General features: G+C 73.1%; 20 protein-coding genes. 9 read left to right on the forward strand and 11 right to left on the reverse strand.

Features of this window, described 5'->3' with window-relative positions:
- Positions 1-23 precede the first annotated feature (23 nt).
- The 9 genes from FXF65_RS16685 to FXF65_RS16725 all read right to left on the reverse strand — a co-directional run bounded on the left by FXF65_RS16685 (position 24) and on the right by FXF65_RS16725 (position 9,629).
- Positions 24-1,160, reverse strand: coding sequence for an LLM class flavin-dependent oxidoreductase (locus FXF65_RS16685; RefSeq protein WP_148350872.1), 1,137 nt, complete (start codon positions 1,158-1,160; stop codon positions 24-26).
- The gene (locus FXF65_RS16690; protein ID WP_148350873.1) at positions 1,157-2,353 is read right to left on the reverse strand and encodes an LLM class flavin-dependent oxidoreductase; all 1,197 of its coding nucleotides are present in this window, start codon (positions 2,351-2,353) and stop codon (positions 1,157-1,159) included. Before FXF65_RS16690 ends, FXF65_RS16685 begins: the two co-directional genes overlap by 4 nt.
- Positions 2,350-3,678, reverse strand: coding sequence for an NtaA/DmoA family FMN-dependent monooxygenase (locus FXF65_RS16695; RefSeq protein ID WP_148350874.1), 1,329 nt, complete (start codon positions 3,676-3,678; stop codon positions 2,350-2,352). Before FXF65_RS16695 ends, FXF65_RS16690 begins: the two co-directional genes overlap by 4 nt.
- A 31-nt stretch (positions 3,679-3,709) precedes the next feature.
- Complete coding sequence (locus FXF65_RS16700; protein ID WP_148350875.1) at positions 3,710-4,222, reverse strand: flavin reductase family protein; 513 nt, start codon at positions 4,220-4,222, stop codon at positions 3,710-3,712.
- Entirely contained in the window at positions 4,219-5,418 is a 1,200-nt protein-coding gene (locus FXF65_RS16705) for an LLM class flavin-dependent oxidoreductase (protein ID WP_148350876.1), read from the reverse strand. The genes FXF65_RS16700 and FXF65_RS16705 overlap by 4 nt, the downstream gene beginning before the upstream one ends.
- A 246-nt stretch (positions 5,419-5,664) precedes the next feature.
- Positions 5,665-6,888, reverse strand: coding sequence for an FAD-dependent monooxygenase (locus tag FXF65_RS16710; protein WP_148350877.1), 1,224 nt, complete (start codon positions 6,886-6,888; stop codon positions 5,665-5,667).
- A 14-nt stretch (positions 6,889-6,902) separates the two neighbouring features.
- The gene (locus FXF65_RS16715) at positions 6,903-7,601 is read right to left on the reverse strand and encodes a maleylpyruvate isomerase family mycothiol-dependent enzyme (protein ID WP_148350878.1); all 699 of its coding nucleotides are present in this window, start codon (positions 7,599-7,601) and stop codon (positions 6,903-6,905) included.
- The gene (locus tag FXF65_RS16720; RefSeq protein ID WP_148350879.1) at positions 7,601-8,434 is read right to left on the reverse strand and encodes a fumarylacetoacetate hydrolase family protein; all 834 of its coding nucleotides are present in this window, start codon (positions 8,432-8,434) and stop codon (positions 7,601-7,603) included. Before FXF65_RS16720 ends, FXF65_RS16715 begins: the two co-directional genes overlap by 1 nt.
- Positions 8,435-8,507: 73 nt before the next feature.
- Positions 8,508-9,629 carry a cupin domain-containing protein gene (locus FXF65_RS16725; RefSeq protein WP_148350880.1) on the reverse strand — a complete coding sequence of 374 codons (1,122 nt, stop codon included), beginning with the start codon at positions 9,627-9,629 and terminating at the stop codon, positions 8,508-8,510.
- 78 nt (positions 9,630-9,707) lie between these two features.
- On the opposite strand from FXF65_RS16725, the gene FXF65_RS16730 reads away from it, so the two are divergent.
- Positions 9,708-10,481 carry an IclR family transcriptional regulator gene (locus FXF65_RS16730; RefSeq protein WP_148350881.1) on the forward strand — a complete coding sequence of 258 codons (774 nt, stop codon included), beginning with the start codon at positions 9,708-9,710 and terminating at the stop codon, positions 10,479-10,481.
- Here the strand turns inward: FXF65_RS16730 and FXF65_RS16735 are convergent.
- A complete protein-coding gene (locus FXF65_RS16735) occupies positions 10,478-11,134 on the reverse strand; it encodes a TetR/AcrR family transcriptional regulator (RefSeq protein ID WP_222868604.1) in 657 nt (218 codons plus the stop codon). The two genes, FXF65_RS16730 and FXF65_RS16735, sit on opposite strands and share 4 nt — an antisense overlap.
- Before the next feature lie 195 nt (positions 11,135-11,329).
- On the opposite strand from FXF65_RS16735, the gene FXF65_RS16740 reads away from it, so the two are divergent.
- The 8 genes from FXF65_RS16740 to FXF65_RS16775 all read left to right on the forward strand — a co-directional run bounded on the left by FXF65_RS16740 (position 11,330) and on the right by FXF65_RS16775 (position 18,952).
- On the forward strand, positions 11,330-12,883 hold the full coding sequence (locus FXF65_RS16740; protein ID WP_148350883.1) for a bifunctional 3-(3-hydroxy-phenyl)propionate/3-hydroxycinnamic acid hydroxylase: 1,554 nt from the start codon (positions 11,330-11,332) through the stop codon (positions 12,881-12,883).
- A gap of 43 nt (positions 12,884-12,926) precedes the next feature.
- Positions 12,927-13,868, forward strand: a complete 942-nt coding sequence (locus tag FXF65_RS16745) for a VOC family protein (protein ID WP_148350884.1) — start codon at positions 12,927-12,929, stop codon at positions 13,866-13,868.
- On the forward strand, positions 13,868-14,713 hold the full coding sequence (locus FXF65_RS16750; protein ID WP_148350885.1) for an alpha/beta fold hydrolase: 846 nt from the start codon (positions 13,868-13,870) through the stop codon (positions 14,711-14,713). Before FXF65_RS16745 ends, FXF65_RS16750 begins: the two co-directional genes overlap by 1 nt.
- A 612-nt stretch (positions 14,714-15,325) precedes the next feature.
- Positions 15,326-16,048, forward strand: coding sequence for a S1 family peptidase (locus FXF65_RS16755; RefSeq protein ID WP_148350886.1), 723 nt, complete (start codon positions 15,326-15,328; stop codon positions 16,046-16,048).
- Between the two features lie 33 nt (positions 16,049-16,081).
- Positions 16,082-16,642: a snapalysin family zinc-dependent metalloprotease gene (locus FXF65_RS16760; protein WP_148350887.1), complete on the forward strand. Its 561-nt coding sequence runs from the start codon at positions 16,082-16,084 to the stop codon at positions 16,640-16,642.
- A 192-nt stretch (positions 16,643-16,834) separates the two neighbouring features.
- Complete coding sequence (locus FXF65_RS16765) at positions 16,835-17,515, forward strand: hypothetical protein (RefSeq protein WP_148350888.1); 681 nt, start codon at positions 16,835-16,837, stop codon at positions 17,513-17,515.
- Positions 17,516-17,528: 13 nt separating this feature from the next.
- On the forward strand, positions 17,529-18,410 hold the full coding sequence (locus tag FXF65_RS16770; protein WP_187412340.1) for an MBL fold metallo-hydrolase: 882 nt from the start codon (positions 17,529-17,531) through the stop codon (positions 18,408-18,410).
- Positions 18,407-18,952: a carboxymuconolactone decarboxylase family protein gene (locus FXF65_RS16775; protein ID WP_148350890.1), complete on the forward strand. Its 546-nt coding sequence runs from the start codon at positions 18,407-18,409 to the stop codon at positions 18,950-18,952. Before FXF65_RS16770 ends, FXF65_RS16775 begins: the two co-directional genes overlap by 4 nt.
- Positions 18,953-18,955: 3 nt before the next feature.
- On the opposite strand, the gene FXF65_RS16780 is transcribed toward FXF65_RS16775, so the two are convergent.
- A complete protein-coding gene (locus FXF65_RS16780) occupies positions 18,956-19,771 on the reverse strand; it encodes an SDR family oxidoreductase (protein ID WP_148350891.1) in 816 nt (271 codons plus the stop codon).
- Positions 19,772-19,805 lie beyond the last annotated feature (34 nt).

Genomic DNA, 19,805 nt, shown 5'->3' on the forward strand with positions numbered 1-19,805 from the left:
CGGTCTGAATCCGGTGGAGCGGTTTACGTGAGGGCCCATTCGGCGGCGAGCATCTCGTAGGAGCGGACGCGGTCGGCGTGGTCGTGGGTGATCGTGGTGATGAGCAGCTCGTCCGCGCCGGTGACGCGGCGGAGCGTCTCCAGGCGTTCCACGACGGCGCCGGGCGCGCCGGTGAACTGGGTGTCGACGCGGTCGGCGACGAGGGCGCGGTCGGCGTCCGTCCAGCGGTGGGACGCGGCGTCCGCCGGGGACGGGAACGGCACGGCGGCGAGCCGCGAGCGGATGCTGTGCACCCACACCCCGTACGGGGACGCCAGCTCGCGGGCGTGCTCGTCGGTCCGCGCCACGACGACGTCGGCGGACACCATGACGTACGGCTCGTCCAGCTCGGCGGACGGCTTGAACGCCTCCCGGTAGGCGGTGACCGCCTCCAGCACCTTGGCGGGCGCGACGTGGTAGTTCGCCGCGAACGGCAGCCCGCGCTCCCCCGCGACCCGCGCGCTCTCGCCGCCGCTGCTGCCGAGGATCCACAGCCGCAGGTCGGCCCCCTCGCCCGGTATGACGTGGGCCGGGTGCCCGCGCGCGGAACGGTAGGCGCCCTCCAGGAGGGCGATGATGGCGTCGACCTGGTCGGGATAGTCGGGCGGTTCGGCGCCGGGCTGCTGGAGCAGCTCGTTCATGAGCGCGACCGTCGCGGACTCGGCGAGCCGGGCCGGGTCGAACGGCTTCGGGATGAGCAGCCCGTCGACCACGCGCGCCTCGGGCGGCGGCGGTTCTTCGTCGCCGTTCTTCGCGCGGCGCGCGGCATCGGCCCGCCGCCGCTGCCCGGAGCGGCCGAGGCCGAGGTCGATGCGTCCGGGGTGGAGCGCGTCGAGGGTGCCGAACTGCTCGACGATGGAGAGCGGCGTCCAGTGCCCGGTCTGCACCGCGCCCGAGCCGACCCGGATCCGCTCGGTCGCGGCGGCCACCGCGCCGATCAGGACCTGCGGCGCGGAGCTGGCCACGCCGGGCGCGAAGTGGTGCTCGGCGAGCCAGTAGCGGTGGTAGCCGAACTCCTCCGCGCGGCGGGCGAGGTCGAGCGTGCCGCGCAGCGCCTCGCGCGGCGTGCCCCCGGCCGGGATCGGCGCGAGGTCCAGGATGGACAGCGGGACGGCGCTCATGATCCTCCTCCGGTGGTCGCGGCGGCGGGCGCGCTGTATCGGCCCTCCGGGCGGGAAAGGCCGAGCCGGGCGCGCAGCGTCGTCTCCCGGTACGCGGTCCGGAACGCGCCCCGGCGCTGGAGCTCCGGCACGAGCCGCCGGGTGATCCCGGTCAGGTCGTGCGGCAGGACGCCGGGCCGCAGCCGGAACCCGGTGAGGCCGGCGTCGAGCCGCTCCTCCAGCAGGTCGGCCAGTTCGGCGGCGGTGCCGGTGAAGACCTCGACCGCCGACGCGGGTCCGGCGCCGTCCAGCTCGTCCAGCCGGGCCTTGCGGACGGCCGCCGCGCCCGGCCGGTCGTCGATGAAGACCAGCAGGTCGGCGAACACCCGGAGCGGCTCGCCGCCGCGCCCGGCCGCCGCCTCGGCGGCGCGGACGCGGGAGACGGCGGCCCCGGTCCCGGCGCGCGAGTCCGGGGTCAGGTAGACGACGTCGGCGCCGCGGGCGGCGAACTCGTAGGCGGGCGGGCTGTCCGCGAGGACGGTGACGACCGGCTGCCCCTGCGGCGGACGCGGCGTGATCGACGGCCCGCGCACGTCGAAGTAAGGGCCCTCGAAGTCGATGTAGTGGAGCCTGTCACGGTCCAGGAACCGTCCGGTGGAGGCGTCGCGGATCTCGGCGTCGTCCTGCCAGCTGTCCCAGAGCCGCCGGACGACCTCGACCGCGTCGGCGGCCTCCGCGTTCAGGTCGGCGTCGGAGGCGATCCGCCCCGGCGGCGCGGCGGCGGACGCCCGGCGGCGGCCGAAGTGCCCGGCCTCCCGCACCCCGGCCGAGACGCGCGGACGCCAGCCCGCGCGCCCGTAGGACGCGAAGTCGAGCGACGCGACGCCGATCGAGACGTGGAACGGCTCGGTGTGCGTGACGTCCGTGGTCGGCACCAGCCCGATGTGCCCAGTGACCGGCGCGAGCCGGGCCGCGACCAGGACCGCGTCCAGCCCGCCCTGCAACCGCCCGGACGGTCGCGGGGTCAGTGCGTCCTCGATCGTGACGAAGTCGAGCAGGCCGCGCTCCGCCTCCCTCGCGAGGTCGGCCCAGTAGCGGGCGGTGAACAGGTCGGCCGGACGGGCGTCCGGGGCGCGCCACGCGGCCGGATGCCAGCCGACGCCTTCCAGCGCCACGGCCAGGTGCAGCCCGGTCCCGCCGTAGAGGCCGGTCATGACACGGCCTCGGCATGTGCGCGCCGCACCGCACCGCGCGGCGGGCCCAGGCCGAGATGGTCGCGCAGCGTCGTCCCGGTGTAGTCGGACCGGAAGACGCCCTTCTCCTGGAGCAGCGGGACGACGTGGTCGACCAGGTCGTCCAGCCCGCCGGGGGTCAGGTGCGGGACGAAGATGAACCCGTCCGCGACGCCCGTCTGCACGAACTCGTCGATCCGGTCGGCGACGGATCGGGGCGTGCCGACGAACGTCTGCCGCCCGGTCGCCTCGATCACCAGTTCGCGGATGCTGAGGCCGCGGTCGGCGGCGAGCGTCCGCCACCTGCGGACGGTCTCGCCCCGGTCGCCGCGGAACTGCGCCCGCCCCTTCGAGACGCCCTCGTCCAGGTCGGGTTCGACGTCGGGGAGGGGGCCGTCCGGGTCGTAGGCGGAGAGGTCGCGTCCCCACACGCCCTCCAGGTAGGCGATCGCGGTCTCCGGGCCCACCTGCGCGCGGCGGATGTCGGCGGCGCGCTCGGCCGCGTCCTCCTCGGTGTCGCCGAGGACGTAGGTCACGGCGGGGAAGATCTTCAACTCGTCGGGGTGCCGCCCGTACCGGGGCAGGCGGCGTTTCACGTCCGCGTAGAACGCGCGTCCGGCGGCCGGCGCGCCGTGCCTGCTGAAGATCACGTCGGCGTCGGAGGCGGCGAACTCGCGGCCCTCCGCCGAGTCCCCCGCCTGGATGATCACCGGATGGCCCTGCGGCCCGCGCGGCGTGCCGAACCGTCCGGCGATGTCGAAGTGGCGCCCGCTGTGGGCGAACTCGCCCTCCGCCCCGCCGTCGTCCGACCACGAGTCCCACAGTTCGCGGGCGGTCTGGAGGAACTCGGCGGCGCGGGTGTACCGGTCGGCCTCCGCGAGGAACCCGCCGCGCCGGAAGTTCTCGCCGGTGAAGGCGTCGTAGCTGGTCACGACGTTCCAGGCGGCGCGTCCTGCGCTGAGGTGGTCGAGCGTCGCGAGCCGTCCGGCCACCTCGTAGGGCTCGTTGAAGGTGGAGTTGACGGTCGCGGCCAGCCCGAGGCGCGTCGTGACGGCGGCGAGCGCGGACAGCACCGTCAGCGACTCGGGACGCCCCGCCACGTCGAGATCGTGGATCCGGCCCTTCATCTCCCGCAGCCGCAGCCCCTCGGCCAGGAAGAAGAAGTCGAACTTGCCGCGCTCGGCCGTCCGCGCCAGGTGGACGAACGAGGCGAAGTCGATCTGGCTCCCGGACGCCGGGTCCGACCAGACCGTGGTGTTGTTGACGCCCGGGAAATGCGCCGCGAGATGGACCTGCCTTACGGGCATCGCGAGAACTCCCTCCGTCGGAAGACCTTCGTCAGGGCAGTCGGTGGAAGCGGCTGGCGTGGAAGACGAGCGGGGAGATTCCGGCGGCGGCGTCCAGGTCGTGGACGCGCAGCACCACGATGTCGTGGTCGCCGGACCTGACCTGCTGCTCGACGGCGCAGTCGTACCAGGCGGCCGCGTCCTCGATCAGCACGCAGCCGGTCGCGGTGGCGCGCCACGCGATGCCCGCGAAGCGGTCGCCGCCGCGCGCGCCGAGCCGCCGTCCCGTCTCCTCCTGGTGGGCGCCGAGCACGCTGATCCCGATGTGCGGGAGGTCGCGCAGCAGCGGCCAGGTCGTGGACGTGTGCGCCATGCAGACCGACACGAGCGGCGGGTCCAGCGACACGGGCACGAACGAGCTGGCGGCGAGGCCGACCGGCCGGCCGCCGACGAGGCCCGCGACCGCCGCGACGCCGGTCGGGTACGTGCCGTAGACGCGGCGCAGGTCGAGCTCCGTCAACGCCGCGCCCGGCGGCCCGCCGGGCGCGGTGCCGGTGGCGCTCACGCCGGGGCCCCCACCGCGCCGGACGCCGCGCCGGGGGCGGGGGCGGGCCGGGTCTCGCCGCGACGGCGCAGCTCGGGCAGGACGCCCTCGCCGAACCAGTACGCCTCCTCAAGGTGCGGGTAGCCGGACAGGATGAACTCCTCGATGCCCAGCTCCGCGTACTCCTGGATCCGGTCGGCGACCTCGGTGTGGCTGCCGACCAGCGCGGTGCCCGCGCCGCCGCGCACGAGCCCGACGCCCGCCCACAGGTTGGGGTAGATCTCCAGCTCGCGGGCGTCCGTGCCGTGGGCGACCTTCCCGTTCGCGCGGTACCGCTCGTGCAGGGCGCGCATCCGCCGCTGGCCGACCGACTCGCTGGCGGCGAGCGCCTTCTGCGCCTGCCCGACGGAGTCCCGGTCGAGGCTGTCGAGCAGGCGTCCGGCCTCGCGCCACGCCTGCGCGGAGGTGTCGCGGCTGAGGGTGTGCAGCCGGATGCCGAAGCGCAGCGTGCGGCCCTCCGCGGCCGCGAGCCGGCGCAGCAGGGCGATCTTGGCGGCGACCTGGTCCGGCGGCTCGCCCCAGGTCAGGTAGACGTCCACGTGCCGGGCCGCGACGGGCCCCGCCGCGTCGGACGAGCCGCCGAAGTACACCTCCGGGACGGGCTCCGGCCGCCGCCGCACCGTCGCGCCCTCCACCCGGTAGTGCTTGCCGGTGAAGTCGAACGGCTCGGCGCCCCAGGCGCCGCGCACGACCGACAGGAACTCGTCGGTGCGGGCGTAGCGCTCGTCGTGGTCGAGGTGGTCGCCGAACCGGCGCTGCTCGGTGCTCTCGCCGCCGGTGACGACGTTGAGCGCGAGGCGTCCGCCGGAGATCCGCTGGTACGTCGCGGCCATCTGCGCGGCGAGCGTCGGCGAGACGAGCCCGGGGCGGAACGCCACCAGGAACTTCAACCGGCTCGTCTCGCGGATCAGCGCGGCGGTCACCAGCCAGGCGTCCTCGCACCACGTGCCGGTCGGGGTCAGCACGGCCTCGAAGCCGAGGTGCTCGGCGGTCCGCGCGATCTGGGCGAGGTAGTCGATGTCGGGGTCGCGGAACCGGTCCGCGGCGCCCCGCCGGGCGGCCGGGAGGCCGACCCCGCGGGGCACGTTGTGGCCGCCGCCGATCAGCGTCCGGCCGTCTCCGTTGGTGGGCAGGAACCAGTGGAATCGCAGCGTCATGGCGTCCCTTCCGTCGTGCTGCTGCTGCGCCGCGCGCCGCTCCCGGCGCGGGCGGCGAGGTCACCGGGTTCTCAGCGTGGACAGAGGGCGCTGGCCTGCAACCGAAGGTCGACGTGCAGCCGCGCGACGAGCAGGATCACGACAGCAAGGACGTGGTGGTACACACCAGACACTCTGCTGAAGATTTCCTATCAAGTCAATAGGAAATATGGGTTGCGCAGGCGACGAGCCGCCACGCGGCCCCCTCTAGAGCGGGATCGGCTTGAACATCTCCGGTTCCTGGCCCGGCTCCAGAGCGGTCGGGCCGTAGAGCCAGTCGACGAACGAGTAGTCGCGGACGTCGCGGTCGCGGAGCAGCGCGTTGCGCCGGTCGCGGCGCGGCCCGTCGAGGTGCCAGAGGCCGCCCCAGTCGCGGGCGGTGGACTGCACGCGGCGGCAGTGCTCGGGACGGACCGCCTGGTAGGCCGCGAGGGCGGCGTCCCAGTCGACGTCCCCGGACGCGGACCGCCGTCGGGCGGCGTGCTCGGCGAGCACCCAGCCGTCCTCGATCGCCATGACCGCGCCCTGCGCGAGGTACTGGAGCGGCGGGTGCGCGGCGTCGCCGAGCAGCGCGACGCGGCCGAACACCCAGCGGTCGACCGGGTCGCGGTCGAACATCCGCCAGAAGCGGTCCCGCCACATCAGCGGGATGCCGCGCTGGACCTGGTCGCACGCGCCCTCGAACGCCTGGTCCAGCTCGTCGGGGAGGCCCCAGTCGGCCTGCCCCGCCTTGGCGCGGGGCGACTCGAACACGGCGACCTGGTTGAACATCGAGCCGCCGCGCAGCGCGTACTGGACGAAGTGGCAGCGCGGCCCGACGTACACGACGACGGCGTCCTCGTGGACGTCGTTGCCGCGCACGTCCTCGATCGGCATCGCGCCCCGGTAGGCGACGTAGGACGAGCTGACCGGCGCGTCCGCGACGAACGACGCCCGCGCGACCGAGTGCAGGCCGTCGGCGGCGATCACCACGTCCGCGCGCTCAATCTGGCCGTCCGCGCGGATGACGCCCGTCCCGTCCGGGGCGAGCCCGTCGACGCGGCCGTCGGTGACCAGCTCGACGCCCGCCCGCTCGCAGCCCCGGAGCAGCAGCGCGTGCAGGTCGCTGCGGTGCATGACGAGGTAGGGGAAGCCGTAGCGGCGTTCGAGGTCGCGGAGGTCGAGCCGGGTCAGCTCGGACGCGTCCAGCGCGTCGAACATGATCATGTCGGCGGGGGCGACGCCGAGTTCGCGGGCCTCGTCCAGGAGGCCGTACTCGGCGAGCACGCGCGTGCCGTTCGGAGCGATCTGGAGCCCGGCCCCGACCTCCCCGAACGTGGACGCCTGCTCCAGCACCCGGGCGCGCAGCCCCTTCCGGGCGAGCGCGAGGGCGGCGCCGAGGCCGCCGATTCCGCCGCCGACGATGATCGCGTCGGGGTCGCTCTGGGACATCGAGGTTTCCGTTTCTACAGCCAGTCGGGGAGCGTGGGCGCGTCCGGGAGAGCGGCGGCGCGTCCGGTGAGATAGGCGGCGACGTCGGCGAGCCGGGCGGAGACGTGCGCGGGGGCGCCGTCGCCGGGCAGCTCCCAGCGGTCGCCGGAGTCGGTCGCCGTCAGGACGACCCAGGGCCCGGGACGGGTGCGGCGCTTGCCGGCCGCGTCCTCGCACAGCGCGCTGAGGAAGGCCGCCGGAAGATCGCCGAACCCGACCCCGGCGTCCAGGTCCACGGCGTGGACGCAGACCTCGCGGGCGCGCATCCACGGCACCTCCGTCGCGGGGATGGTGCGGCCCTGCGCGGTGACGACCTCGTGCGCCCACTGCTCGGGGGTGAGCGCGGACATCGCCGCGTCCAGCTCCATGGCCGAGTTCCGCAGCCAGCCGACCAGTTCCGTGCGGCCGAGGACCGCGCCGCGCTCGATCCCGGCCTTCCGCTCCTCCAGCGAGGCGTACATCGGCGTCGGCTCGCCCGTGGCCGCCCAGTGGAGGAGGTTGCCGAGCCCCTCGGCGTTGGCGGCGACATGGGCGGCGACGTGCTTGCGCGTCCAGCCGGGCAGCGGGCTCGGCGCCGCGAACGCGGACTCGTCCAGGCCCGTGGCGGCGTTGAGGAACAGGCGGGTGCCGAGGGACGTCCAGCGGCGGGCGTCGGCGAGCGTCCTGCCGTCCATCAGGCGTCCTTGACCACGCGGTTGACCAGGCGGCCGATGCCCTGGATCTCGGTCACGACCGTCTCGCCGCCGAGCAGGTAGCGCTTCGGGTCGCGGGCGTGCCCGACGCCGCCCGGCGTGCCGGTGGCGATCAGGTCGCCGGGGTTCAGCCGGACGATCGTCGAGACGTACTCCACCAGCGCGACCGGGTCGAAGAGCAGGTCGCCGGTCGTGTCGGACTGCATCTGCTCGCCGTCCACCGTCAGCTTCACGTCCAGCGCGGGACGGACGCCGCCGGGCAGCTCGTCCGGCGTCACGACGTACGGGCCCACGGGCGTCGTCGAGTCCCATGCCTTGCCCTGGAGCCATTCGCGGGTGCGGAACTGCCAGTCGCGGCAGGTGACGTCGTTGAGGACGGTGAACCCGGCGATCGCCCGCTCGGCCTCCGCCGTGCTGGCCCGCCGGACCTGCGCGCCGATCACGACCGTCAGCTCCGCCTCCCAGTCGAACTCCGCCGTCTCGCCCGGACGGACAATGTCGTCGCCCGCGCCGATGAGGCTGTCCGCGAACTTGGCGAAGAGGGTCGGGTGGCTCGGCAGGTCGCGTCCCATCTCCAGGATGTGGTTGCGGTAGTTGAGGCCGACGCACACCACCTTGGACGGACGCGGAACGACGGGCGCGAAGTCCGCGCCCTCGGCCGGACGGACGGGGCCGGTCGCGTCCGCCGCCCGGTCCCGCCAGTCGGCGTGCGCGAGGAACGCGCCCACGTCGGTCGAGCCGAGGTCGATCAGCCCGTCGCCCTCCGCCTTCACGGCGCGGGTGCCCTCGGACGTGCGAACGGTGGCCAGCTTCATCGGTTCCTTCCTTTCTGGGGGGCGACCCCCAGACCCCCGGGGCGGAGCCCCGACGATCCTCGCTTCGCTGCGGTCATCGGGGCTCTCGACGATTGAGGCGAAGCGCCTCGAAGATGGGCGCGTCGCTGAAACGGAACAGGTCGAGGGATCCGGAGTCGGAGTCGGACGGCCCCGCCTCGGACTTGGCGGAGAACGGCTCCCAGGACGGCACGACGAAGAGGTCGCCTCGGGTGACCGTCCAGGTCGTGTCGCCGACCGTCACGGTGCCCGACCCGTCGAACACCGTGTAGACCGACGAGCCGGTCTCGCGGACGGGCGCGGTCTCCGCGCCCCGCACCACGCGGTGGAACTCGGCGCGGACGGTCGGCAGGACGTCCCCGCCCGTCGCGGGGTCGGTGCAGCGCACCGCCGCGTGGCCGGGCTCGACCGTCCCGCCCGAGTCGAGCTGGTCGGCGAGGGCGCGGTCGGTGACCTCCCACGGGTAGCGCAGCAGCGGGGTTCCGGTCCCGGCGGGCGCCCCGATCGGGCGCAGCCCGGCGTGCCCCCACAGCCGCTCGGACCGGGAGCGCTCCGGCGTGGCGTGCTCGTCCGCGGAGATCTGGTCGCGGCCGAACTCGAAGAACTGCGCGTCGGTCGCGTACTGGAACGGGATGTCGAGCCCGTCGATCCAGGCCATCGGCTCGGCGGCGGCGTTGTGGTGGGCGTGCCAGTTCCAGCCCGCCTGGGGCAGGAAGTCGCCCCGGTTCATCGGGACGGGGTCGCCGTTCACGACCGTCCACACGCCGGAGCCCTCGACGACGAAGCGGAAGGCGTGCTGGGTGTGGCGGTGCTCGGGCGCGTCCTCGCCCGGCATCAGGTACTGGATCGCCGCCCACAGCGTCGGCGTCGCGAACGGCCGCCCGCCGAGGCCCGGGTTGGCGAGCGCGATCGCGCGGCGCTCCCCGCCGCGCCCGACCGGCACCAGCTCGCCCGCCCGCGCGGCCAGCTCCAGCAGGTTCCGCCACCTCCACAGGTGCGGGACGGCCCGCGACCGCGGCCGCCGCGGCATCAGGTCGCCGATCTCCGTCCACAGCGGGACGAGCAGCTCGCGCTCGAAGCCCCGGTAGAGGTCCTCCAGGGCGGGCGTGACGGCCGGCTGGTCCGGCGCGTCGGCGGCCCGGAGCCGGACCGGGGTTTCGTCGGGGATGGTGGCCATACCCTTACCATGGCCTGGATTACGCAAGACGGAAAAGGACATTCTGTCTTACAGAACCGCCCTGCGGAGAGGAGCCGCGTGGACAAGCCGCTGAAGACCCCGCCGCCGTACGCGGTGGCGAGCGTCGACAACGCCCTCCGCATCGCCGCGATGCTCCAGCTGGAGGGACCGATGACGGTCACCGAGGTGGCCGGACGGCTCGGCGTCGCCGGGTCCACCGCGCACCGGCTGCTGGCGATGCTCGTCTACCGCGACTTCGCCGTCCAGCAGCAGGACCGCTCCTACCGGGTCGGGCCCGTCCTCGAACTGGCGGCGCACTCGCAGTCGGCGGCGTCCCGGCTGCGGGCGGCGGCGCTGCCGCACCTGCGGCGGCTGGTCGACCTGCTGGACGAGTCCGCGAACCTCGCCGTCCGCACCGGCGACACCGTCCGCTTCATCGCGAGCGTCGAGTCGGGGCAGGCGGTGCGGGTCGGGTCGCGCGAGGGCATGGTGTTCCACGCGCACCGCACGACCGGCGGCCTCCTCCTGCTCGCCGAACTGCCGCCGGACGAGCTGGACGACCTCTACCGCGACACCCGGCGGGACGCGGCGGCGGGCGACCGTCTCGCCCTCGCCGACCTCAGGGCGGAGCTGGCGCGCATCCGGCGCAACGGGTTCGCGGTCAACGACGGGCGCTCCGAGCGCGGCCTCGTCGCGGTCGGCGTCCCGGTGCGCGACCCGGACGGCACGGCGGTCGCGGGCCTGTCGGTGTCCATGCCGAGCATCCGGTACGAGAAGGAGCGGCTGCCCAAGCTGGTCGCGACGCTCCGGACGGCGGCGGCCGCGCTCGAACGCGGCCTCCAGCCGGGTTAACCGATCTTCGCGGCCGCGCGCAGCCTGGCCACGCGCGCCTCGCCGAGCGCGGCCACGGCCTCGGCGAGCAGCCGCATCGGGGCGGCGATGCCGCGCTCCGGCTCGGCCTGCATCGCGACGAAGGCGCCGTCGAACCCGGCGATGGCGAAGTAGTCCAGCTCGTCCGCGACGGCCTGGGCGATCTCTGTGCCCGCGGCCGCGAAGGACGCGGCGATCATCGTGTTCATGTGCGCGCGGCCGTCCCGCCTGACCTGCTCGATCAGGGCGTCCACTTCGGCCTCGGCCGCCTCGGCGCTCATCACCAGCAGCAGGTGCAGGCGCAGGAAGTCGGTGCGCGCCTGGAAGACCTCCCCGGTGCGCAGGAGGTACCAGGTCAGCCGCTCCAGCGGGGTGTCGCCCTCCGGGCCGTCCGCCTGCGTGTCGCGCATCGCCGCGTAGAACTCGTACGCGCCGCGCGCCATGACCGCCGAGAGCAGCCCGGCCTTCGACTGGAAATGGTGGTAGACGACGCTCTTCGGGAGCCCGCTCTCCCGGCTCAGCACGGACAGGGACGTCGCGGCGTATCCGCGCTCCGCCATGACCCGCGCGGCGACGTCCAGGATCTCGTCCCGGGACCTGCGGCCACGGCGGTTGCCGGTCTTCTCGCTGTCCACGCGATGAAGCATAGGCACCCTCCGGCCCGCCCCGTCCCGGCTCCGTCCCGGCTCGGTCGCCCCCCGCCCCACCTGCCGTTCTGCACAGCGGAATTCCATGGACGGCCACCCGATGGTCATGTGAGGGTGGTCACGATCGTACCGAACGATCGGTACAATACTTGTTCCGAACCGGCACGTCATTCCGGAGTCCGCATGACCCAGCAGTTCGACGCCGACGTCGCGATCGCCGGCTACGGCCCCACCGGCGTGACCGCCGCGCTCACCCTCGCCCGGCACGGCCTGCGGGTCGTCGCGTTCGAGCGGGACGCGGCGATCTACCCGCGCGCCCGCGCCGTCACCGTCAACGACTGGACGATGCGGATCTTCCAGAGCCTCGGCGTCGACGAGCGCGTCGAGAAGGTGATCGAGCCGCAGCGGGCGCTGCGCTGGGTGACCTACGACGGCGCCGAGATCATGCGGGTCGAGCACCCGCCGTCCTCGCTCGGCCGCGAGCCCCGCTTCTACAACATCTACCAGCCGGTGATGGAGGCGGAGCTGCGCGCCTGCGCCGCCGACCACGGCGACCTGATCCAGGTGCGCACGGGCGTCGAGGTCAGCGGCCTCGACCAGGACGCCGACGGCGTCACCGTCACGACGACCGACGCCGTGACCGGCGAGACGCGCGCCACCCGCGCCCGCTACCTGATCGGCGCGGACGGCGGCGGCTCCGCCACCCGGAGCATGATCGGCGCGAAGCTCCTCGGCGACACGATCGACGTGCAGTGGATCGTCATCGACTGCCGGGTCAAGCGCTGGTGGCCGGACCGGGACGTCCTCACCTTCTGGTCCGACCGGGAGCGCCCGGTCGTCGACATCGCGCTGTCCGCCGGGAACCACCGCTGGGAGATCCCGCTCAAGCCCGGCGAGACCGAGGCCGACTTCGCCGCCGAGAACGACGTCTGGCCGCTGCTCAAGGCGCTCGGCGTCACGCCGGACGACGTCTCCATCCACCAGTGGGCGTTCTACCGCCACCACACCCGGGTGGCCGACACCTGGCGCGCCGGGCGCGTGTTCCTCGCCGGGGACGCCGCGCACCTCATGCCGCCGTGGGCCGGGGCCGGGATGCAGACGGGCATGCGGGACGTCCACAACCTCGGCTGGAAGCTCGCCCGCGTCCTCAAGGGCGAGCTGGACGAGGGCTGGCTCGACACCTACGAGGCCGAGCGTCGTCCGAACGCCGCGTTCTACACCGGGCTCGCCGTCCAGCTCGGCCGCGTCATCAAGCAGGAGGCGACGCCCGCCGAGATCGAGCGGATGAACCGCGTGCCGGAGAACACCGTCACGCCGTTCGAGCCGCCGCTGACCGCGCCGCCGGTGCTCGACGCGGGCTGGATCCGCGGCCCGGTCGGGGACGCGAGCGTCGTCGGCCGCATGGTCCCGCAGCCCATCGCCGGGGACGTCGCGGGCCGCATGGCGCGGCTCGACGACCTCCTCGGGGACGGCTTCGTCCTGCTCGGCGCGGACGTGAACCCGGCCGAGCTGCTCACCCCCGAGGAGAAGGCGGGCTGGGACGCGCTCGGCGCCCGCTACGTGGCGGTCCGCCCGCGCGCCGCCTACACGCGCGGCCCGGACGAGCTGGTCGACCTCGCCGAGACGCTGCTGCCGTGGCTCGCGCGGTACGGGGCCCGCGCGGTCGCCGTGCGCCCGGACCGGTTCGTCGCGGCGGCGGACGTGTCCGGCCTCGCCGTCCCCGACCTGCCCGCCTGAACCCGCCCCACCCGAGAGCCGCACCTACGAGGGAAGGAACGTGATGACCGGAGTCAACGAGCTGGCCTACGTCGTGTACGAGGCGAGCGACCTCGCCGACTGGGAGCACTTCGCGGTCGACCTGCTGGGCATGCAGCTCGCGAGTAAGGACGCCGACACGCTCACCCTTCGCACCGATGAGAAGGCGTACCGCTGGCTCGTCCGGCGCGGCCCCGCCGACGACCTGGTGGCGAGCGGCTACGAGGTGGCGGACGGCGCCGCCCTCGACGCGATCGCGGCCCGGCTGGCGGCGGCGGGCGTCGAGGCGACCGAGGGCGACGCGGCGCTCGCCGCGTCCCGCAAGGTCGACCGGATCCTGCTGACCGCCGACCCGATGGGCAACCGGATCGAACTGGTCACCGGATTCGCCGACGCCGAGAGCCCGTTCCATTCCGACGTGCTGCTCGGCGAGTTCGTCACCGGCTCCGGCGGCGCCGGACACCAGGTGCTGCTGTCCAAGGGCGTCGCGCGCGAGACCTATCTGGAGTTCTACGAGGGGCTCCTCGGATTCCGCATCTCCGACATCATCGTGGAGGAGCTGGCGCCCGGCGTCTTCGCGGACCTCATCTTCCTGCGCTGCAACCCGCGCCACCATTCCGTGGCGTTCGGCGACATGCCGCACCCGAAGCGGACGCACCACTTCATGGTCGAGGTCACCGACATCCGCGACGTGGGCACCGCCTACGACCGCTGCATGGACGCCGGGCAGCCGTTCGAGATGACCCTCGGCATGCACCCGAACGACCACATGTTCAGCTTCTACGTGCAGACGCCGTCCGGGTTCAGCGTGGAGTACGGCTGGGGCGGCCTGCTCGTCGACGACGAGACGTGGGAGGTCAAGACCCTGGACCGGCTGCACAGCTGGGGCCACCGCCCGCCCGGGGCCGTCGCCTCGCTGCTCGCCAAGGCCACGCCCGCCCCCGCTCCCGGAGAGGACGCCCGCTGATGACGCTCACCCAGGCCGAGGCGGCGCGGACCGTCCAGACCAAGGACTGGAACCTCCGCTACTACGAGGCGGGCGATGGGCATCCCGTCGTCCTTCTCCACGGAAGCGGTCCGGGCGCGACCGGCTGGAGCAATTTCGCCGGGAACATCGAGGCGCTCGCCGAGCACTTCCACGTCTACGCGGTGGACATGCCCGGCTGGGGCGACTCGGACGCCGTGACCGTCGACCGGCTCGACCACGTCGAAGCCGCCGTCCAGTTCCTGGACGCGCTCGGCATCGACAAGGCCGCGTTCGTCGGGAACTCGATGGGCGGGCAGACCTCGCTCCGCCTCGCCACCGAGCACCCCGACCGGATCACGCACCTCGTCACGATGGGCCCGCCCGTCGGCCGGGCGCCGTCGCTGTTCGCCCCGGGCGACGGGCCGTCCGAGGGACTCAAGGTGCTCATCGAGGCGTACCGCGACGCGAGCCCGGAGAACATGCGGCGGCTCGTCGAGATCATGTGCTTCGACAAGGCCCGCTTCGCCACCCCGGAGCTGTGCCAGGCCAGGTCGGACGCGGCGCTGGCCCGTCCCGAGCACCTGCGCAACTACGTCGACGGGCTCCCCGGGGGCGCGCCGCTGCCGGTCTGGGTGAGGCCCGAGCTGCTGCCCGGGATCGCCGTCCCGACGCTGCTGATCCACGGCCGGGACGACCGGGTCGTGCCGTTCGAGAACTCGCTCCGGCTGCTCGCCACCATCCCCGACAGCCGCCTGGTCCTGCTCAACCGGTGCGGGCACTGGGCGATGATCGAGCACGCCGACGAGTTCAACCGGCTGGTGGCCGACTTCGTCCGGAACGCCTGACGAAACCCCACGTCAACGGGCCTTTATCACACACCGTAACGGTTTCAGTGCTGATTGAAATCAACATTGAACATCTAGTCGTTTCACCCGGTGGTAAAGGCCCGTATAGCTCGACTACCCTCCCGTAGTTGTGGCAACCGCGAGAGAATTAATGGAGCAGCGCAGCGCCCTGTGCAAGCGTTGCTCCATTATGCCGTTCCCTGGCGCCATTCTCGCAACCGGATTCCCGTGCCGTCTGCCGGGAAATTGTCAGGGCGAGCACGTCTCGCCGGCGGAGATCGACACCGCATCGTCGACGAAGGCCCAGGTGGGCTACTCCCAGGTTCTCTGGTGGGCACTTCGCGACCGGCTCCCAGCTCCCGGGTCGACACGCCGCGACGAAATCGCCATTGAGAGTTACAGTCCCCTCGCCAAACCGGACTCGCATGGCCCGGCAACGCCATGCCCGACCATTCGCGCCGTCGGCGGTCGCGAGGAATCCAGGCCACGTCCGGGACACGGAGACAGGCTCCGATGTCCCGAGCGAACCCGCCGTTCCGGGACCGCGCCACCCCGCTCCGATCGCGTAGCGGGAGCACCTCCCCGGAACGAACCGCCGATTGGAGAATCACCATGCGCAAGCTGATGCGAGCGACGGTGGCCGCCTGTGCGGTCGCCCTCGCGCTGAGCGGCGCGTCCGCCGCGAACGCGGCCGGCCCCGACAGCGGGGGCGGCCAGCCGATCATCGGTGGCCACAACGCCACCGAGACCTACCCCTGGATGATCGCCCTGAGCAACGGCTGCGGCGGCAGCCTCGTCTCGCCCCAGTGGCTCATCACCGCCAACCACTGCGGCTCCGCGTCGTCGGGCCGCATCGGCTCGAACAACAAGAGCTCCGGCGGCGAGGTCGCGCAGATCGACCGGCGCGTCACCAACCCGGGCACCGACCTCACGATGATGCACCTCAGCTCCCCGGCCAAGTCCACCCCGGTGAAGATGGCGCAGTCCAACCCCGCCGCGAACACCCCGGTGCGGCTCCTCGGCTTCGGCTGCATGAGCTGGCCGAGCTGCCAGCAGGCCAGCTACCTCCAGGAGATCGACCTCACGATCCTGCCGAGCAGCAGCTGCTCCGCGGGCGGCGGCACGGCGAACGACGTGTGCGTCTCCGGCGGCCAGGGCCGGTCCGCCTGCCACGGCGACTCCGGCGGCCCCGCGGTCACCGGCAGCAGCGGCAACTGGACGCTCGTGGGCGAGACCCACGGCCCCGGCGACAACCGCGGCGAGTGCGCCACCAGCACCCTCTACACCGGTATCGCGCCGTACCTGACCTGGATCAACCAGCAGATCGGCGCCTGACCCCCCGCGTCCTCGCACCAGAGGAGTTACCGAATGTCCTTCCGCAAGATCATGGCGGCGCTGTCCGTCGCCTTCGGTGTGGCCTTCCTGGTCCCCACCGTCACCACCGCTCCGGCGTCGGCCGCCGCTCCCGTCGCGGTCCGCACGATCTACTACGACGCCAGCATGTCCCAGGAGTTCAAGGCCGCCGTCGACGAGGGCGCCGCCGCCTGGAACAAGGCCGTGCCGATCATCGAGCTCAAGCCCGCGACCGCCGGGCAGGCCACCATCCGGATCACCGCCGACGACGGCTGGCCCCGCACCTACATGCAGGGCTTCGGCCGCGCCGACATCGTCATGGGCCGCCAGGCCGTCCAGGACGGTTTCTACCCGCCGCGGATCGCCGCGCACGAGCTGGGGCACGCCCTCGGCCTGCCGGACAACCGCAACGGCCGCTGTGACTACCTGATGTCGGGCCACAGCTCGCCGACGTCCTGCCAGGTCACCGCCCCGCACCAGACCGAGGCCGACCAGGTCCGGCGGAACGCGGGCGGCCGCCTCCCGGCCGCGCTCGCCGCCAAGCAGGCCCAGTACGCGGACTGCTTCGTCTTCTAAGCGGTCGCACTTCCCGGGCCCCACCGCGGACACACCGTCATCGCCGTGTCCGCGGTGGGGCTTCGGCATTTCCGGAGGATCTTGCCGGGGCGCTCTCGGCGACCCCGGCCGCGCGGGGTCGATCACCGATCTGACATGCTACGGAGTGCATGATTCATTTCGGATGGTCCCGGACGCGGAGGTAAGCGCTTCATGGGGAGGCAGCCGTTCAGTTGCCCGTTCTTCCTGGCCGTGGGACTGCGGGCCGAACCGGGCGAGCCGGAGGCCGAACTCCGCGCGCTCGCCGACTTCTACGACTCGGTCCATCTCGACGAGGTGGTCCGTCTCAACGAGGGCTTCGTGAGCGCCGCGCGATATGAGGTCATCGATCCGGTGGACGACGAAGGCGTCCCCCATTGGCTGGCCGTCTACGGGATCGGCGACGAGCAGTCCGCCCGCGACTTCCTGAAGCGCGAGCGTCCCGTTTACATGGCGGGGCCGGGCGCCTGGCAGCGGGCCACCGCGGTATGGCGGATGGTCTGGGAGAACACCGGTTCGGTCGGGGCGGCCGATGTCGATCCCGGCCGGATGTCCATGATCGGGATGGATCCCGCCACTGACGCGACCGCCGCCGAGATCGCGGAGTTCGACGACTTCTATACCGGCGTCCATCTCCCCGAAATCCTTCCGCGATTCGGCTATGACCGGGGGTCGCGTTTCCGGCTCTGGCACGAGTTCATCCACCCTGCGCCCGGCGCTCCTCGGTACAACGCCATCTACGAGGCGGACGATCCCGAGCCGAAACCGCCGTCCGGAGAACCGCTGACCCCCGGACCGCGCGCCTGGGAGGAACGCCAGGTGCGGTGGCGGGTCAAGTTCCGGCGGGCGTCCTGAAATGGAGCGCGAAATGGCAGTCCCTTCGGCGACCTTCGCTATTGGCCGGACCCGGATATCGCATCTCAGCGACGGCGTGGCCACCGGGCCGCGCCGCTTCTGGTTCACCGGGGCCGAGCCGTCCGAATGGATGCCGGTCGTCGGCGTCGACGACCCGGACACCCCGTTCCCCGTGACGTTCGGCGGGTTCGTCGTCACCGGCGACGGCCACGTCACGCTGGTCGACGGGGGCTGGGGCCACCGCGCGCACGAGATCCCGGGCCTCGCGGGCGCCGGGAGACTCCTGGACGGCCTCGCCGCCCTCGGCATAGCCCCCGCCGACGTCGACCAGATAGTGCAGACCCATCTGCACGCCGACCATTGCGGCTGGCTGATCCGGGACGACGAAGGCTCGCTGACATTCCCGAACGCGACCGTCCACGTCCATGAGCGCGAGGCCGCCTACTGGACGGGCGACGACGTGAAGGCCATCCCCTTCAACCACGGAATGGCCGACAAGGTGCGCGCCCGCCTGCGCGCCGTCGAGAACGCCGGACGGCTCCGCCTCTTCGACGGCGACCTCGCCCTCTCCGAGGAAATGCGGATCGTGCGCACCCACGGCCATACGCCCGGACACGTGTCGGTCGTCGTCACGGACGGCCCCGACACCGCGATCCTCGCCGGGGACCTGGCGCACCATCCGGCGCATGTCGAGCACCATTGCTGGCTGCCGTCCGTCGACGAGGAGCCGTCCGAGTCGGTGCGCAGCCGGGAGAAGATCGCGGCGCTCGCCGCCGACACCGAGGCGATCGTCCTCGCGCCGCACTTCCCCATTCCGACCGCCGTCCAGGTCGGCCGCGACCCCGGCGGCAAGATCAAGACCGTTGCCCGCGACGACCTTCAGGAAAAGGAATGACCGAGCCGCGCATAGCACCACTGGACATCGACGCCTACCACCGCCTGGAACGCGAGGCGTTCGGCGCGGAAGGATGGACGGGAACCGCGCACGTCTCCCGCATGTGGGCGCACAGCCCCGGCCTGATGAAGGCGCAGCGTCCGCTCCAGCATTACCTGCTCGACGAATCGCCGCTCCCCGCCCGCGAACGCGAACTCGCCATTCTGCGGGTCGTCTGGCGCCGCCGCTGCGAGTACGCCTTCGGGCAGCACGTCAGGATGAGCGCCGACGCCGGGGTAACTCCGGACGAGATCGAGCGCGTCACCCGCGGCCCCGGCGCGGAGGGCTGGACGCCTTTCGAGGCGGCCCTCCTCCGCGCCGTGGACGAACTGCACGACGACGGCAACATGGCAGACGCCACCTGGGCGGAACTCGCCGAGACCTACGACCGCGCGCAGCTCATCGACCTGATCGCCGTCGTCGGCCGGTACTGGACGGTCGCCACCACGCTGAACACGCTCGGCGTCCCGCCCGAGCCCGGCCTCCCCGGCTTCCCCGCGTAGCGGCTATCGCGCGGACGCCGCCGGGGCGGCGGCGTCCGCGATCGGCGGGCCGTAGATCTGCGTGCCGAGCGACTGCCCGCCGTCCGCGGTGAGGATCGAGCCGGTGACGTACCCGGCGCGGTCGCTCAGCAGCAGCCCGACGAGGTCCCCGACCTCGGGGGCGCTCGCGAACCGGTTCAGCGGGACGGACGCGAGGACGCGCTCGCGGTCGGCGTCGTCCGCCCACAGCGCCGCGCCCGCGCCCTCCGTCTCGGTCGGGCCCGGCGCGATGCAGTTCAGCCGGATCCCGTAGCGGGCCCATTCGACGGCGAGCGTCCGGGTCATGGCGACGACGCCCGCCTTCGCCGCCGCGCTGTGCACGGTGCCGGGGTGACCGGTCCAGGCGTAGGTGGCGATCACGCTGACGATCGAGCCGGGGGTGCCCGCCTCGATCATCCGGCGGGCCACGGCGGACGTGCAGTTCCACGTCCCGTTGAGGACGATGTCGACGACCGCCCGCCAGCCGTTCGCGGACAGCCGCTCAGCGGGCGCGACGAAGTTCCCGGCCGCGTTGTTGACGAGGCCGTCGAGCCGTCCGAACCGGGCGAGCGCGGCGTCGGCCGCCGCCTCGACGGCGGCCGGGTCGCGGACGTCGGCGGGGTGCGCCAGGGCGTGCCCGCCCTGGCGCTCCACGTCCGCGACGACCGCGTCCAAGGGTTCGCTGCGGCGCCCGACCACGGTCACCGACGCGCCGAGCGCGGCGAGGCGGCGGGCGGTGGCCGCGCCGATGCCGGTGCCGCCTCCGGTGATGAGGTAGGCGCGGCCTGCCAATGATTCCACTGCGTTCTCCCTTGGTGCGCGTACGGGCGGCCGG

This window comes from Actinomadura syzygii, from assembly GCF_008085905.1.
Taxonomy (GTDB): domain Bacteria; phylum Actinomycetota; class Actinomycetes; order Streptosporangiales; family Streptosporangiaceae; genus Spirillospora; species Spirillospora syzygii.

Coding starts and splice junctions, on each gene's coding strand:
- FXF65_RS16685 (WP_148350872.1), bottom strand. CDS start 1,160: ATGAGCGCCGTCCCGCTGTCCATCCTGGACCTCGCGCCGATCCCGGCC.
- FXF65_RS16690 (WP_148350873.1), bottom strand. CDS start 2,353: ATGACCGGCCTCTACGGCGGGACCGGGCTGCACCTGGCCGTGGCGCTG.
- FXF65_RS16695 (WP_148350874.1), bottom strand. CDS start 3,678: ATGCCCGTAAGGCAGGTCCATCTCGCGGCGCATTTCCCGGGCGTCAAC.
- FXF65_RS16705 (WP_148350876.1), bottom strand. CDS start 5,418: ATGACGCTGCGATTCCACTGGTTCCTGCCCACCAACGGAGACGGCCGG.
- FXF65_RS16710 (WP_148350877.1), bottom strand. CDS start 6,888: ATGTCCCAGAGCGACCCCGACGCGATCATCGTCGGCGGCGGAATCGGC.
- FXF65_RS16715 (WP_148350878.1), bottom strand. CDS start 7,601: ATGGACGGCAGGACGCTCGCCGACGCCCGCCGCTGGACGTCCCTCGGC.
- FXF65_RS16720 (WP_148350879.1), bottom strand. CDS start 8,434: ATGAAGCTGGCCACCGTTCGCACGTCCGAGGGCACCCGCGCCGTGAAG.
- FXF65_RS16725 (WP_148350880.1), bottom strand. CDS start 9,629: ATGGCCACCATCCCCGACGAAACCCCGGTCCGGCTCCGGGCCGCCGAC.
- FXF65_RS16740 (WP_148350883.1), top strand. CDS start 11,330: ATGACCCAGCAGTTCGACGCCGACGTCGCGATCGCCGGCTACGGCCCC.
- FXF65_RS16745 (WP_148350884.1), top strand. CDS start 12,927: ATGACCGGAGTCAACGAGCTGGCCTACGTCGTGTACGAGGCGAGCGAC.
- FXF65_RS16750 (WP_148350885.1), top strand. CDS start 13,868: ATGACGCTCACCCAGGCCGAGGCGGCGCGGACCGTCCAGACCAAGGAC.
- FXF65_RS16755 (WP_148350886.1), top strand. CDS start 15,326: ATGCGCAAGCTGATGCGAGCGACGGTGGCCGCCTGTGCGGTCGCCCTC.
- FXF65_RS16760 (WP_148350887.1), top strand. CDS start 16,082: ATGTCCTTCCGCAAGATCATGGCGGCGCTGTCCGTCGCCTTCGGTGTG.
- FXF65_RS16765 (WP_148350888.1), top strand. CDS start 16,835: ATGGGGAGGCAGCCGTTCAGTTGCCCGTTCTTCCTGGCCGTGGGACTG.
- FXF65_RS16770 (WP_187412340.1), top strand. CDS start 17,529: ATGGCAGTCCCTTCGGCGACCTTCGCTATTGGCCGGACCCGGATATCG.
- FXF65_RS16775 (WP_148350890.1), top strand. CDS start 18,407: ATGACCGAGCCGCGCATAGCACCACTGGACATCGACGCCTACCACCGC.